The following is a 15,038-nucleotide window of genomic DNA, read 5'->3' as shown; positions in this document are numbered from 1 at the left end:
GCGTGCGGCGCGGTCAGAGCCACCCGTTGCGGCGGAAACCCCGGTAGAGCGTCAGGCAGATGGTCGCGATGACGCCGACGATCATCGGATAGCCGTACCGCCAGTGCAGCTCCGGCATGTGGTCGAAGTTCATGCCGTACATCCCGGCGATGGCCGTCGGGACCATGAAGATCGCGCCCCACGCCGAGATCTTCCGCATGTCCTGGTTGTCGGCGACCGTCACCTGCGTCATGTGCGCCTGGAGGATCGGGTTCAGCAGCTCGTCGTAGGACTCCACCAGCTCCCGGACGCGGGTCAGGTGGTCCTCGACGTCGCGCAGGTACTCCTTGATGTCGTCGGGGACGAACCGCCGCCCGGTCAGGTTGCGCAGCGGCCCCGCGAGCGGCCCGACGGCGCGCTTGAGCTGGATGACCTCGCGCTTCAGCCGGTAGATGCGGCGGGCCTCGTCGGTGCGCTCGGGCGAGAACACCGTCTCCTCGACCTCGTCGATGTCCTCCTGGAGGGCCTCGGCGACGTTCACGTACCCGTCCACCACGCGGTCGGCGACGGCGTGCAGCACGGCGGCGGGGCCGAGCGCGAGGCGCTCCGGCCGCTCCTCCAGCCGCGCCCGGACGGTCGCCAGCTCCCCGTGCGCGCCGTGCCGGACGGTCACCACGAAGTCCGCGCCGCAGAACACCATCAGCTCGCCGGTCTCCACGACCTCCGCCTCCTCGGGCGGACGCCGGACGTAACCGACGGTCTTCATCACGAAGAAGTGCGTGTCGTCGTAGCGTTCCAGTTTCGGCCGCTGGTGGGCGTTGATGGCGTCCTCGACGGCGAGCGGGTGCAGGCCGAACACCTCGGCCAGCTCGGTCAGCTCGGCGGCGGACGGCTCGTGCAGCCCGACCCAGACGAACCCGGCGCTCTCCTCGTCACCGGCGTCGAGGCGGCCGTCGCGGATGAGCCGGACGGCGTCGGCGACCGAGTCCGTGCAGACGCGGTGCCCGTCGATGTAGGCGGCCCAGTCGATCACCGCGGTGTCGCGGACGGCGGCGCGGGTCAGCCGCTCGGGCCTGCTGCGCGGCTTGAACAGCGCCATCGTCGGACGCCCGGGACGTACACGCGTCATGGCCATGAGGTGCTCCTAACCGCCCGGTCGCACGCGCCTGCGCGCGCCCGGCCCGGTCAGTGCGGGGAGCGCGCGTGAGGGAGTGCGTCCGGACGCCGTGGGACGGCGGTCGGTCGGACAGTCCCGCTCGGACTGTGAGGGTTCTCCGGCGAACTGCACGTATCACCAGGACTCATCCCGACCACCTCCTTCACCACCGTCGAGCGTCTCAAGACTTTTGAAGACTACCAGCCGACATATGAGACGCAGTTGACAACGCGGAAGTTGCCTCCGACCTCATCCGGGCGTCCCGTGTCGTACACCGGCCCGTCCGGGACGGCGACCGCGCGCACGCGTGAAACCCGGCGGCGTGGGGCCGCGCGGGCAGTCGGTAAGCTCCCCGATCGTGCGAGTACTCGTCCTTGGACCGGGTGGCCGCGAGCACGCGCTCGCCCGCGCCCTGCGCCGCGACCCCGCCGTCACCGACCTGCACTGCGGGCCCGGCAACCCGGGGACGGCCGCCGTCGCGACCAACCACCAGATCGACCCGACCGACCCGGCCGCCGTGGTCGAGCTGGCCGGACGGCTCGGCGTCGACCTCGTCGTCGTCGGCCCCGAGGCGGTGCTCGTCGCGGGCGTCGGGGACGCGCTGCGCGCCGCCGGGATCGCCTGCTTCGGCCCGGACGCCGAGGCCGCGCGGATCGAGGGCTCCAAGGCGTTCGCCAAGGACGTGATGCGCGCCGCCGGGGTGCCGACCGCCGACGCGCAGGTCTGCGACTCGATGGTCGACGTCGAGGCCGCGCTCGACGCCTACGGCCCGCCCTACGTGGTGAAGGACGACGGGCTCGCGGCGGGCAAGGGCGTCGTCGTGACGTCCGACCGCGCCGCCGCGCTCGCGCACGCCGCCGCCTGCGACCGCGTCGTCGTCGAGGCGTATCTGGACGGGCCCGAGGTGTCGCTGTTCGCGCTGTGCGACGGCGTCAGCGCCGTCCCGCTGCTGCCCGCGCAGGACTTCAAGCGAGCGCTGGACGGCGACGAAGGGCCGAACACCGGCGGCATGGGCGCCTACACGCCGCTGCCGTGGGCGCCCGCGGGCCTGGTGGACGAGGTGATGGCGACGGTCGTCCGGCCCACGCTGGACGAGTTGCGCTCCCGGGGCACGCCGTACGTCGGGGTGCTCTACGCGGGGCTCGCGCTGACGTCGGCCGGGGTGCGGGTCGTGGAGTTCAACGCGCGGTTCGGGGACCCGGAGACGCAGGTCGTCCTGGACCGGCTCGCGACCCCGCTCGGCGGGCTGCTCCAGGCGTGCGCGCTCGGCGTCCTCGACCCGTCGGCGGCGCTGGAGTGGACGCCGGGCGCCGCCGTGACGGTCGTCGTCGCGGCGGAGGACTACCCGGCCGCGCCGGTGAAGGGCGACGTCATCGCGGGCGTCGCCGAGGCGGACGCCGTGGCGGGCGCGTACGTGCTGCACGCGGGCACCGCGCTGGACGGCGAAGGCCTGCTGGTCGCCAACGGCGGACGCGTCCTCAACGTGGTCGGCACGGGCGCGGACGTGGCGGAAGCTCGGGCGGCGGCCTACGCGGCGCTCGCAAAGCTGAAGATGCGCGGCGGCCACTACCGCACCGACATCGCCGCCCAGGCCGACGGCGCCGCGCTCGCCTGACGGCCCACGCGCCGACGGCGGGACCGCCGCGCTCGGTTGCCGCCGCGCAGGGCTTGCGCACCGGGATTTCCGTCGCGCTCGATTGCCGCGGCGCGGGGTTTGCGCCGCGCGGGGTTCGCGGCGGGCTCGTTGGCGGGGTTCGCGGAATTGGGCGTTCCGATGGGAGCGCTTGCGGACGGCTTGGCCGGGTGCCTGCCCGCCCCTTGTTACCGTCGGTCGAGGCGGTGCGGGAGGAGGTAATGCATGGCGGTCGATCTCGGGCGTGAGCTGGCCCTTCCTTTCGAGCAGCTCATCGGCGCACCACTGCAGAGCGTGGTCAAGGCCGGGGCGATGGCGGGCAGTTCGACCGCCGACTTCATCCAGAGCGTGGGCCTGCAATCCGGCGAGGACGGCCGGAGCACCGCTCGTACGGTCGACTTCTCTTTCAAGAGGCCGTCGAGTGACGGCGCGGGGGCCGTCGGCCAGGACGTGGAACTCAGCGTTCCGCTCCTCACGATGGTGCCCATTCCGTATCTCCAGTTGAAGCGGACGCAGCTCGACTTCGAGGTGAAGATCGAGTCCACGACCGTCGAGCAGCAGGACACCGACGCGGCGGCGGATGCGGGGGCGAGCGGCGGTTTCTGGGGCGTCTCGGCGTCGTTCAAGGCGACGTACGAGTCCAAGAGCGCCCAGGACGACACGACGAACCGGTCGGCGACGCTCGGGGTCCACGTCGAGGCCGTCCAGGACGACATGCCCGCCGGTCTTCAGCGGGTGCTCAACCTGCTCGAATCGGCCATCACCGACTCGCCGCAGCCGCAGAAGTAGGAAGCGCCATGGCCGACCTGACACTGGACGACCTCATCGTCGGGTTGGCCCGCTCCGCCGAACGGGCGGAACGCCGTCTCCACGACGCGTGGCGGCCGGGAGAGGGTTCCCGGCTCCACGTTCACCACGTGGAATTCGAGGTCGTGTATTCGCGGGCGGAGTCGGGCGCCGTCTCGGTCGGCGCCCGACCCGCGCGCGGAGCACGACGGCTGCGTTTCCTGCTCGGCGACGAGCCGGCCCCAGGGAGAGGCACCGCATGAGCGAATCCGGGGACGCCGGCGCGCTGGCGTCCTTGCGCGTCGAACAGTTGCTCGCCGCCGCCTACCAGGGCGTCGTCCGCGCGCAGGCGGGCGCTTTCCAGGAGGCGGCCCGCGTCATCGACGGCCTCGGATTCTCCACCGACGAGCACGGACGCAAAGTCGCCCGGACGCTCGAATTCGACGTCCGCCGTCTCGAATTCGATCCGGAACTCCAGGAGACGGCGGTGAAGAACGTCCACGTCTCCGTTCCCGTGCTCTCGATGCTCACCCTGCCCAACCTGGTCGTGGACGAGGCCGACATCGAGATGGCGCTCCAGATCACCGGCCACGACGGCGACGCCGTCCTCCGCGCCCGGGTCGCCCCGCACCAGCAGGACGCGAACCTGAGGATCCGGACGCGCCTGAAGCAGCAGCCGTCCACCGGCGCCGCCCGGATCGGCCAGATCCTCGACACGGCCGTCGCGGACGCCCGCGAAGGATGACCCGCGTTGCTCCACCTGCCCGAATCGGGCAAGATCTCCGGATTACATGATTACCCCGCTGGTCGGAGCACCGCATGGCCCCCGCGCACACCCCCGCCCCTCCCCTCGACGATGAAGGCGAGGTCTACCGGGTCACCACCCTGGAACTGTTCTTCGACCTCGTCTTCGTCTTCGCGCTCACCCAGCTCACCGGCGTCTTCACCCACCATCTGAACCCGGCCGGCCTGGCGCAGGTCGTGATCATGTTCGGCGTCCTGTGGTGGATGTACGCCGGGTACGCGTGGCTGACCAACACGCTCGCCCCCACGACGCCCGGACGGCGGCTGCTCGTGCTCGTCGGCATGGGCGGGTTCTTCATGGTCGCGCTCGCCACCCCCACCGGTTTCGGACGCGGCGGGATCTTCTGGGGCATCGGCTATCTCGTCCTGGTCGGCGCACACGCCGCGCTCTACAGCCGTGAGAACCCGCAGATCTTCCGGGTGCTGCCCGCGAACGTCCTGGCCGGCGCGCTGATCGTCGCGGCGGGCGTGCTGGCGGACGGCCCGGCGGTGTGGGTGCTGTGGACGCTCGCGCTGGTCGTCCCGATCGTGCAGCCCTACCTCGTCCCGGCGGGCGGACGGTTCCGGCTCCGGCCCGCGCACATCGTGGAGCGCCACGGCCTGCTCGTCATGATCACGCTCGGCGAGTCGATCGCGGCGATGGGCGCGGGCGCGGCGGCGCTGGAGCTGGACGCGGGGCTCGTCCTCGCGGTCCTGCTCGGCCTCGCGCTCGCCGCCGCCCTCTGGTGGACGTACTTCGACGGCGACGACGAGCGCGCCGAGGAGAAGCTGACCGAGGCGGGCGAGGTCCGCCGCGTCCAGCTCACCATGTTCGGCTACTTCTACGCCCACATCCCGCTGCTTGTGGGCGTCCTGGTGCTGGCGGCCGGGCTGAAGAAGGCCGTCGGGCACGCGGCCGACCACCTGCACACCGGCCCCGCGCTGGCCCTCGGCGGCGGCCTCGCGCTCTACCTCGCGGGCGACGCGCTGTTCCGGCGGATCATCGGCATCGGGCCGTCCAAGATCAGGATCGGCGCGGCGGTCGCGAGCCTCGCCGCCGTCCCGGCCGGGCTCTGGGCGGCGGGCGCGGAGCTGGCCCTGCTCACGGCGGTGCTCGTCGTCGCGCTGCTCGCCGAACACCGCGCCGGACGCGAGCACGCGGAACCACCTGCGACAATCGAGCCGTGATCGAACGGTACACACTTCCGGAGATGGGCCGCGTCTGGAGCGACGCGCACAAGTACGAGCTGTGGTGCCGGGTGGAGACCCTGGTGGTCGAGGCCCACGCCGCCGCGGGGACGATCCCCGCCGACGTCGTGGAGCCGGTCCGCAACGCGCCGCCGCCCACCCCGGAGGCGGTGCACGCGATCGAGGCCGTCACCCAGCACGACGTGATCGCGTTCCTGTCGGCGTGGGCGGACAACACCGAGCCGCGCGAGGCCGCCCGGTTCGTCCACTTCGGCATGACGTCGTCGGACCTGCTGGACACCGCGCTGGCCCTCCAGCTCGTCGAGGCGACCGACATCCTGCTGGACAAGGCCGACCGGCTCGTCGTGACGCTGCGCGACCACGCGCTGGAGCACCGCGCGACGTTCCGCGTGGGCCGGACGCACGGCATCCACGGCGAACCGGACGTCTGGGGCCACCGCGTCGCCGACTTCGCCTTCGCGATGGCGAGGTCCCGCGACCGGCTGCGGCGGGCGCGCGAGGCCGTCGGCGTGATGGCGATCTCCGGCGCCGTCGGGACGTACTCCAACATCGACCCGGCCATCGAGCGGCACGTCGCCGACCGGCTGGACCTGACGCCCGCCGACGTGTCCACACAGGTCGTGCTGCGCGACGGCATCGCCGAGTGGACGTCCGCGCTGGCGATCATGGCGACGGTCTGCGAGGCCATCGCGCTGGAGGTCCGGCACGGGCAGCGCACCGAGGTCCGCGAGCTGTGGGAGCCGTTCGGCAAGGGCCAGAAGGGCTCGTCGGCGATGCCGCACAAGAAGAACCCGATCATCTCCGAGCGGCTGGCGGGGATGGCGCGGATCGTGCGGGCGCAGATCGTCCCGGTCATGGAGGGCATCCCGCTGTGGCATGAGCGCGACATTTCGCACTCGTCCACGGAGCGGATCGCGCTGCCGGACGCCTCCATCGCGCTCGACTACATGCTGAACCTGACGAACCGCCTCATGTCCGGCCTGGTGGTAGACAAGGCGCGGATGCAGGAGAACCTGGAGTCGACCGGCGGGCTGATCTACACGTCCACCGTCCTGCTGGAGCTGGTCGAGGCCGGGATGTCCCGCGACGACGAGGCGTACCCGCTCGTCCAGCGCGCCGCGATGCGCACCTGGGAGACGGGCGTCCCGTTCCGCGCGACGCTGCGCGAGGAGGCCGCCGCGGCGGGTCTCGCGCTGGACGAGGCGCGCCTGGACGAGGTGTCGCGTCCCGAGCGGTTCGTGGCGCGCCTGGCCCCGATGTTCGACCGTTTGGCAGCCTTGACGTAATCCCGCCGGAACAGGAGACGGCCGTGACCGCGACCCTCACCGGGCTCACCGTGTACCCGCTGAAGAGCGGCGGGGGCACGCCGCTGACGACCGCCGGGCTGGTGTCCCGGGGGCTCCGGCACGACCGCGAGTTCATGCTGGTCGACGCCGACGGCCGTTTCCTGTCCCAGCGCACGAGCCCGGAGATGGCGCTGCTGCGGCCCGCCTTCGACGGCGAGGCGCTGACGGTCGCCGCGCCGGGCGCCGCCGAGCCGCTCGTCCACAAGGCGACGGTGGACGGCCCGGTGCGCGACGTGACCGTCCACGGCAAGGACTGCGCGGGCGTCGACCAGGGCGACGAGGCCGCGTTGTGGTTCGGGTCCGTGCTCGGGCTGGACTGCCGGCTCGTCCGGTTCACCGGGCACCGCCCGACGTCGCGGGGCGGCGGCGAGCTGATGTTCGCCGACGGCTACCCGCTGCTGGTGATCTCCGAGGAGTCCCTGGACGACCTGAACGCGCGGCTGGACGCGCCGCTGCCGATGGACCGGTTCCGCCCGAATCTCGTGCTGCGCGGCCTCGGCGCGTACGGCGAGGACCGGGTGCGGCGGCTGCGGGTGGGCGGGGCGGTGATCGAGATGGTCAAGCCGTCCGCCCGCTGCGTGATCACCACGATCGACCAGCGCACGGCCGAGCGGGGGCGCGAGCCGCTGCGCACGCTCGCGACCTACCGGATGCTGGACCGGGGCCTGCTGTTCGGGCACAACGCCGTTCCCCGGTCGTTCGGGACGCTGACGGTCGGCGACCCGGTCGAGGTGCTGGACGCGTGACCCCGGGTGCGGGTCCGTTTTCATGATCAACTTAGACTGCGGGAAGCGCGTTCGCGTTCCGTTCCGTCCGGATCGGGACAGAACGGAACGATTGAGGTACACGGACCATCTGAAAACACCAGAGAGTGGGTAAACCGGGCGCGCTCGGGGCGCTTCGCCACCGATCCGGTGGTTTACTGGGGCTGCGTTCACACCGCAGGGGGCGTCCCTGGCACGCCCGCGATCCCGAGCCCGCGATTTCCGCGCCGGGCGGGCGGATCCGATTTCCCGCTCCGGCATGCATCCGTTTCCCGCAGCTAAGGAGTCACATGCGCATCAGTGGACTGGAGACCCGCGCCGCACGCCGGGCCGGGAGGCCCGCCACGGGGGAGGCGCGACGTCGTCGCGAGCGCGCGGGGAGCGCCGCGTGAACGCCGGGCAGGAGGTCCGCTACCGGGTCCGCGGCGGACGGCGGCTGGACGGGACCGTCTTCATCCAGGGCGCGAAGAACGCCGTGCTGCCGATGATCGGCGCGTCGCTGATGGCGTCCGAGGGGCGCACCGTGCTGCGCAACGTCCCGATCATCGAGGACGTGCGCCGCGCCGTCGAGCTGGCACAGGCCCTCGGCGCGAAGGCCGAGCTGCACGAGGCCGAGCGGACGCTGGTCATCGACGCCTCGACGCTGTCGAGCCCGGTGCTGCCCGCCGAGATCGCCGCGCGGTTCCGCGGCTCGTTCCTGTTCGTCCCGGCGCTGCTGCACCGGCTGGGCGAGGCCGTCATCGAGGGCGTCGGCGGATGCAACCTCGGCAGCCGTAACCTGGACTTCCACTACAACGGCTTCAAGCGCATGGGCGCGACCGTCACCGAGCAGATGGCGGGCGACGACGGCGTCATCCACATCAAGGCCGGCGACCTGCGCGGCGGCACCCTCTACTGCGACACTCCCTCGCACACCGGCACCGAGAACCTGATCATGGCGGCGGCCCTCGCGCATGGCACCACGCTGATCAAGAACGCGGCGCTGGAGCCCGAGGTCCTGGACAACATCGCCTTCCTCCAGGCGATGGGCGCGAAGATCAGCGGCGGCGGGACGGGCTTCATCACCGTCGAGGGCGTCGACGGCCTGCGCGCGGTCGAGCACACCGTCATGCCGGACCGGATCGACGCCGGCGTCTTCGTGATGGCCGCCGCGATCACCGGGGGCGAGCTGAACCTCGTCGGCGCGGCGCTGGAGCACCTCGGCGTCGCCGGCGACAAGCTGGAGCAGATGGGCGTCGAGTTCCACCAGCAGGGCGCGGTGCTGCACGTCCGGCGCGACCGTCCGCTGCGCCCGATCAACGTGATCACCGACGAGTACCCGGGATTCGCGACGGATCTCCAGTCGCCGATCATGGCCGTGTCCTGCTTCGCGGACGGCCCGTCCTACATTTACGAGCGCATTTTCGACGGCCGCTTCAAACTCGCGGACGAACTTCGCAAGATGGGCGCCGACATCGAGGTCAACGGCAACCGCGCGAAGGTCCTCGGGGCGACCCCGCTGCGCGGCGCCGAGGTCGAGGCGCACGACCTGCGGTGCGGCAGCGCGCTCGTCCTCGCCGGGCTCGCGGCCGAGGGCGAGACGACGATCACCTCCGCGTACTACCTGGACCGCGGCCACGCCCACACGGCCGAGCGGCTTTCGCAGGTCGGAGCCGACATCGAACGCGAAGTCGGCTAACAAAACCGGTCAAGGCACTGCTAACCGCCCGGCGAGGTCGATACCATCCCTCGCCGGGCGGATCCGTCGTTCTTCCCACTGAGCGGGACCGGGATGGACGGTCGCCCGCCGCCGTCCCGAACGAATCGGCCTTCCCCCCGCCGCGTGCGCACACTATGACGGCCCGGTCAGGCGCCTCGCACGTTTTCGGGTCTTGTCTTTTAACTTCGGACACCCGAAGATGCAGGATCAAGGCTGGCCGAATGGTGACAAATTACTTCCCAGGGGGTCGCGTAGGTTACTTTTTCGCCGCACTCTTGATTCGATTTCGCGTCCGGGCGCCACGAGATGGCACCCTGACCCGATCCGTCCACTGAGGAACGAATCGCACGGGAACTGCGGTGCTGGGTCACAAGGCAGGGGCGAAAAGCCATGAGTCAACCGTTGGGCGGAGCGTGCGCGAACGCAGGGCCGGAGCCGGACCGGGACCCCCCGGCCGGCCGGGAAGCGAGCGGTCACCGATGACCACGGCGCGAGCGGGCGGGATCACCCCCGACCTCACGATCGGCGTCGTCGGCCCGCATGACCTGGTCGAACGCGTCATGCTCATGGGGCACGGCCCGACCCCGGTGCCGTCGCGGCTGGTCGCCGCCGCCTACCGGGACGAGCAGGAGGCCGCCGACAAGGTCGTCCGGCTCGGCACCGGCGTGGACGTCTGCCTGTTCGCCAGCCCCGTCCCCTACGACTTCGCGCGCAAGGCCGGGGTGCTGACCATGCCCGCGACCTACGTCCCGCTCAACGGCGCCGCGCTCCAGGGCGCCCTGCTGCGCGCCTCGCTGGACGAGCGCTTCGACCCCACCCGGGTCAGCATCGACGTCCTCGGCCGCGCCGAGGTCGAGGAGGCGTACTCGGAGATCAGCCTCGGCACCGACCAGGTCCACCTGCGCGAGGAGGCCGCCGGCCCGGGGACGCTCGCCGCGTTCCACGAGCGGCTGTGGCGGCGCGGGGCCACGACGGTCGCGATGACGTGCGTCCACGCGACGGCCGAGCGCATGGAGCTGGCCGGGGTGCCGACGATCCGCGTCCGCCCGACCGGCGCCGCGATCCGCAGCTCGCTCCAGACGGCCGCGCTGCTCGGCGCGCACCACCGGCTGGAGGAGTCGCAGCTCGTGACCGTCCTCGTGGACGTCCCGACGCTGCGCGAGACGCCCCGCCGCGTCACCCCGCGCTACTGGCGGGACGAGCTGAAGCTCGCGCTGCACCGCGTCCTGCTCCAGGAGGCGCACCGGATGAACGCCTCGGTGTGGCCGCTGGACGACCACAGCTACCTCGTCATCGCGACGCGCGGGTCGGTGACCGCCGGGACCGAGGGGTTCCGGACGCCGCCGTTCGTGGAACGCGTCCGCGAGGAGCTGGGCCTCGCCATCGAGGTCGGCATCGGCATGGGCCGGACGGCGCACGAGGCCGAGTCGCACGCCCGCGCGGCGCTGGCCCGGTCGCAGAGTTCGCAGCGGGCGCAGGGCTTCACGCTGGACCGCGACGGGCGCGCGCTCGTCCCGGCGCCCCGCACGCCGCCCCGCACGCCGCCGCAGGCCAAGCCGAAGGGGCTGGAGATCCTCGCCCGGCTCGCCGACAAGCTCGGCGACCAGGAGCAGCCGCTGATCGTGGACGCCGAGAACGCGGGCCGGATGCTCGGCGTGACGCCGCGCACCGCCCGCCGCCTGCTGCGCACGCTCGTGGAGGAGGGCCTGGCCTGGCCGCTGCCGCCGAACCGGACGCCGCAGCCGGGCCGTCCGCGCCAGCTCTACCGGCTCATCGTGGAGAAGCTCGGGCCGCGCGCGTGAACCGTCGCCCGCGTCAGACCCGGTGCGGGTAGGCGCGGGCGACGGCGAGGAACGCGTCGTTCTCCTCGGGCGAGCCGATCGAGACCCGGACACCGTCCGGGGGGAACGGGCGGACGCTCACGCCGTGCTCGTCGCACGCGTCGGAGAACTCCTGCGCGCGGTCGCCGAGGGCGAGCCAGAGGAAGTTGGCCTGGGTGGGCGGGATCGTCCAGCCGTCCTTGCGCAGCTCGTCCACGACGCGGGTGCGCTCGGCGACCGTGCCCTCGACGCGGTCCAGCAGCTCGCCCGTCGCGCCGAGCGAGGCGATGGCGGCGGCCTGCGCGATCGAGTTGACGCTGAACGGCAGGTAGGTCTTGCGGATCGCGGTGGCCACCTCGGGGTGCGCGACGAGGAACCCGATGCGCAGGCCCGCCAGCCCGTAGGCCTTGGAGAACGTCCGGAGCACCACGACGTTCGGCCTGCCCTCGGCGAGGTCCAGGGCGTCGGCGACGCTCTCGTCGCGGATGTACTCGCGGTAGGCCTCGTCCAGGACGACGAGGCAGTCGGCCGGCACCCGGTCCAGGAAGGCGTTCAGCTCGTCGCGCCCGACGACCGTGCCGGTGGGGTTGTTCGGACTGCAAACGAAAATCAGGCGCGTGCGCGGCGTGATCGCCTCGGCCATCGCTTCAAGATCATGGACCTCGTCCTTCAACGGGACCTGCACGCTGGTCGCCCCCGAAAGCGCCACCAGCAGCGGATAAGCCTCAAAGCTCCGCCACGCGTACAAGATCTCCGCGCCCGGCTCGGCGACCGCCTCCAGCAGCATCTGCGCGACGCCCACCGACCCGCACCCGACCGCGACGCGCTCCGCCGCGACGCCGTACCGCTCCGCGATGGCGTCGATCAGCGCGGTGGCGCTGTTGTCGGGGTACCGGTTGACGTCCCGCGCCGCCTCCATGATCGCCTTCTGGACGGACGGCAGCGGCTCGTGCGGCGACTCGTTGGACGAGAGCTTGAACGACCGTCCGTCCGGCGACAGCGCGACCCGGCCCGGCTTGTAGGCCGCGAACCGGTCGAGGACGGAACGGAAACGGGGCGTGATGGCCTCGGACACCGTGGGCTCCCGTGGGGTGGTCGATGGATGGGCGCGCCGACCAGCTTAAGACCGCCCCTTACCGCGCACCACGCCTATACCGGGCGGGTCACGCGGCGTGTTCGTCCCGGCTGAGCAGCCAGCACACGGCGACGATCCGTACGAACTCGAAGTCCCGCGTGCTCTCCGGCCACCACCCGCGATTGAACGCGTCCTCGGCGAACCGGCAGAGATACGCCATCAACTCGTCGTGCCCGGCCACCCCGAGCGTGGCCCGGATCTCGGCCACATGCTGGTCCACGGCGGCGGCGAGCCCCGGCACGGTGGACATCTCCGCGACACCGGCGTCACCGATGTCCCGGACGAGCACCGCCAGCTCACCAGACATATCCCCATCCATGACCCCCAAAGCTAGCAACGCCCGTCCACTGCCAGCACCCGTCACCGATCCACCCCTAGCCGGGGAAACCGCAGGTCAGCGCTTTTTTCCGCCAGACTTCACCCAAAAAAGATCTTCCAAACGTCCGCGCCCGCACCCCACCGCCGACCTCCCCCGTCCGGCCACTGTGGCGACCGCCGCCGCATCACCGACCCTGATCACACCGGTGATGCCGAGAGGCCCCGGAGCGAAGACAAGAGGAAACGCTCCCTGGGTCGCGACCGTCAGCGTCGCGTTACCGATACGACAGGGAAGAACGTACGGCCCGAGGGATCAGAGCCACCCGACCTGAACAGCGGCGATCTGTAGGTAATCCGGCGACTGCAATGCGCATCGACACGGGGAGCGCCATCCAGCGCAGGCGGCAAAGAACTCGCGGCCCGCGCAGCATCACCGCTGGCCGAGCGTGAGGCAGCACGAGTCGACCCGGGGTGTGAGGGGGTCAACGACCGAGCGGTGGGACGCGTATCTCTCGCCCGGTCTTCGGGTACGGAGGGGCGACAGAAGGCGAAATCACGTGACTCTAGATCGTCTGCTTCCGTCAATCGCGTTCAATCTGGACCGTCTGACGACCCATCATCAGAATCGATCCTGCGCCCCAGGAAGTATCTCTCGGTACGGAAGCCTCCGCGAGCCGGTCTGGTCAAACCGGCGACCACCCAAGCGGTAGCCAGGGCGCCTCCACCAAGTCCCAGCGAGAGCAGGACGAGAGGTCGGCTGGAAGCCCGTGCGCCGTCACAGTCAGGGGCGGCTTGAAAGGGCGTGATGTCGTACGAGCTCGCGTCTGAGTTCCCGAAGAAGACCGTGCCGCACGAGTAACCGTCGCGGTGAATCGGCCTGCACCCGAGGAACACTCCGATTACAAGCAGCGCACCTCCGACGATGCTCAGTCTCGCCACGACCGTCCGCGTTCTCTCCATGGCCCGCACCTTGGCATGCGCAGAGCGGGCGCGTCACGGGTTTGCCCTAACCGGACGGACGAGCAGGCATTCCGCACGGTGGCAACGGAGTTCCCGGCGGCCCGCACGTCCGGCGGCCACCGCGCGACCACATCGCCGCTTCGGATCGCCGCCCCACGGCGTGCCCCGTCGGCACGCCGCGCCGCATCAGCGGAACTCGTGGACCACCTGGATCTCGCCGACGATGTGGGCGTTGAAGTCGTCCAGCTCTTCGGCCGGAACCCACAGCTCGAGGATCGTCTTTCCGCCGGCCTGCCGGACGGGATACCGACTCAAGAACTCCGACTCGACCTCGAAACGAGTGACGAACCCGGCGCCGTCGTGCTTCACGTTCCAGTCCCGCGCGATCCTGACCGCGTAGTCCTCATTGAGAACCGGGTAGAGAATCGGCTGCTCAGGCAGCCGCGGCGGCCAAGCACGCCAGTTCAGCTCTCGAACCAGCTCCAGCTCCCTCGGCCCGGTAGGGCGCCACAAGGTCGTCGTCGCTCGCCGACTGGTCATCTAGCATCGCTTTCTAAACGTGGTCCGCCGATACGGCAGGCCGGGAACCGGACGATACCGGCGCGCGAACTCGTCGGCCACGCAGTTTCCGCACCCTGGCCGACAGCTGCGAGACAGCCCATGATTGCGTAACAGATGAAGGCGCCCGAAACTAATCAAGGCCCAACACACGTGACCGCCTCCGGCCCGCATCACAAGACAGGCCACCCGAGGATGAGGCGTGCTCTTTCCCCGCTGTGAGGTGCAGGTTGTCGTACAGGCCGAACGCCGCGTCCCTTCAAGTCGCCGCGATGGTGGTCAGCTCTGCCGTGGCGGTCATCGTGCTCTCCGGGGGCAGTCGGTCCGCTGCCCTGGAGGGGATCGCCTTCTACCTGGGCGGCGGAGGAATGATGGTGATGTTCTACCGGTGGCGGCGACAAGGTGATCGGTGTGCGACAGCATTGACCGTAACCGCCTTCGGCACGTGGGCACTCGCGGTCGCCGTCGCCTCTGCCACCGGCTTCGAGTCCGGAACTCTCGCCTTCTGGATCGCCGGCGCGGCTCTTCTCATCGGTGCCGGCGGCGGAGCGGTGACGCTGGTGCGCATGTACCGGGAGCGGCGCAGGGACAGTGAGGCTCCATCTGCCGAGCAGGGATAACCGCTACCTCGGAATGCTGCGCACCTGTTCAGCCACGCGTTCGCCGTCGGGGCGACCGACGGCCCGGTGTTGCGGGACCGGACGGAAAGACCACATGGTTGGCGCATCGGGTGCACGCGCCCTTGAAGACCGGGCGCCACCTGAACCCCGGCAACCGCAAGGCTCCCCGCTGGGCTACCCGGAGCCGGAGTGCCCGCGCCGGAGGCACTTGCTAGCCTGACAGCGCGCTTACTTCTCACGCCCCAGGAAAGAGCGTCAGTCTTCCCGATGTG

Annotated in this window: 13 protein-coding genes; 9 read left to right on the top strand and 4 right to left on the bottom strand. The window is 71.1% G+C overall.

Features of this window, described 5'->3' with window-relative positions; translation table 11 throughout:
• Positions 1-13: 13 nt before the first annotated feature.
• Positions 14-1,114, bottom strand: a complete 1,101-nt coding sequence (corA, locus tag BTM25_RS04975; RefSeq protein WP_103561550.1) for a magnesium/cobalt transporter CorA — start codon at positions 1,112-1,114, stop codon at positions 14-16.
• Between the two features lie 379 nt (positions 1,115-1,493).
• Between corA and purD the strand changes: the two genes are divergently transcribed.
• From purD to BTM25_RS04930, 8 genes are all read left to right on the top strand, one after another.
• The gene (gene purD, locus BTM25_RS04970; RefSeq protein WP_103561549.1) at positions 1,494-2,750 is read left to right on the top strand and encodes a phosphoribosylamine--glycine ligase; all 1,257 of its coding nucleotides are present in this window, start codon (positions 1,494-1,496) and stop codon (positions 2,748-2,750) included.
• A 243-nt stretch (positions 2,751-2,993) separates the two neighbouring features.
• Positions 2,994-3,557: a DUF2589 domain-containing protein gene (locus BTM25_RS04965; protein ID WP_103561548.1), complete on the top strand. Its 564-nt coding sequence runs from the start codon at positions 2,994-2,996 to the stop codon at positions 3,555-3,557.
• Positions 3,558-3,813: 256 nt separating this feature from the next.
• Positions 3,814-4,299, top strand: coding sequence for a DUF2589 domain-containing protein (locus BTM25_RS04955; RefSeq protein WP_103561546.1), 486 nt, complete (start codon positions 3,814-3,816; stop codon positions 4,297-4,299).
• 74 nt (positions 4,300-4,373) lie between these two features.
• Positions 4,374-5,525: a low temperature requirement protein A gene (locus BTM25_RS04950; protein WP_103561545.1), complete on the top strand. Its 1,152-nt coding sequence runs from the start codon at positions 4,374-4,376 to the stop codon at positions 5,523-5,525.
• Complete coding sequence (gene purB, locus BTM25_RS04945; RefSeq protein WP_103561544.1) at positions 5,522-6,832, top strand: adenylosuccinate lyase; 1,311 nt, start codon at positions 5,522-5,524, stop codon at positions 6,830-6,832. Before BTM25_RS04950 ends, purB begins: the two co-directional genes overlap by 4 nt.
• Positions 6,833-6,855: 23 nt before the next feature.
• Positions 6,856-7,638, top strand: a complete 783-nt coding sequence (locus BTM25_RS04940) for an MOSC domain-containing protein (protein ID WP_103561543.1) — start codon at positions 6,856-6,858, stop codon at positions 7,636-7,638.
• Positions 7,639-8,044: 406 nt separating this feature from the next.
• On the top strand, positions 8,045-9,334 hold the full coding sequence (murA, locus tag BTM25_RS04935; protein WP_103561542.1) for a UDP-N-acetylglucosamine 1-carboxyvinyltransferase: 1,290 nt from the start codon (positions 8,045-8,047) through the stop codon (positions 9,332-9,334).
• A 500-nt stretch (positions 9,335-9,834) separates the two neighbouring features.
• Positions 9,835-11,157, top strand: a complete 1,323-nt coding sequence (locus tag BTM25_RS04930; protein WP_235828245.1) for a transcriptional regulator — start codon at positions 9,835-9,837, stop codon at positions 11,155-11,157.
• A gap of 13 nt (positions 11,158-11,170) precedes the next feature.
• On the opposite strand, the gene hisC is transcribed toward BTM25_RS04930, so the two are convergent.
• The 3 genes from hisC to BTM25_RS04915 all read right to left on the bottom strand — a co-directional run bounded on the left by hisC (position 11,171) and on the right by BTM25_RS04915 (position 14,128).
• Positions 11,171-12,250, bottom strand: a complete 1,080-nt coding sequence (gene hisC, locus BTM25_RS04925) for a histidinol-phosphate transaminase (protein WP_103561541.1) — start codon at positions 12,248-12,250, stop codon at positions 11,171-11,173.
• 88 nt (positions 12,251-12,338) lie between these two features.
• A complete protein-coding gene (locus BTM25_RS04920) occupies positions 12,339-12,617 on the bottom strand; it encodes a DUF6401 family natural product biosynthesis protein (protein ID WP_103561540.1) in 279 nt (92 codons plus the stop codon).
• A gap of 1,157 nt (positions 12,618-13,774) precedes the next feature.
• Positions 13,775-14,128: a hypothetical protein gene (locus tag BTM25_RS04915; protein WP_103561539.1), complete on the bottom strand. Its 354-nt coding sequence runs from the start codon at positions 14,126-14,128 to the stop codon at positions 13,775-13,777.
• Between the two features lie 290 nt (positions 14,129-14,418).
• Between BTM25_RS04915 and BTM25_RS04910 the strand changes: the two genes are divergently transcribed.
• The gene (locus BTM25_RS04910) at positions 14,419-14,766 is read left to right on the top strand and encodes a cytochrome c-type biogenesis protein CcmH (RefSeq protein WP_146058961.1); all 348 of its coding nucleotides are present in this window, start codon (positions 14,419-14,421) and stop codon (positions 14,764-14,766) included.
• Positions 14,767-15,038: the final 272 nt, after the last annotated feature.

The organism is Actinomadura rubteroloni, assembly GCF_002911665.1.
Lineage (GTDB): Bacteria > Actinomycetota > Actinomycetes > Streptosporangiales > Streptosporangiaceae > Spirillospora > Spirillospora rubteroloni.
The sequence above is the reverse complement of the archived record's forward strand: the minus strand, read 5'-3'. Positions and strand labels throughout refer to the sequence as shown.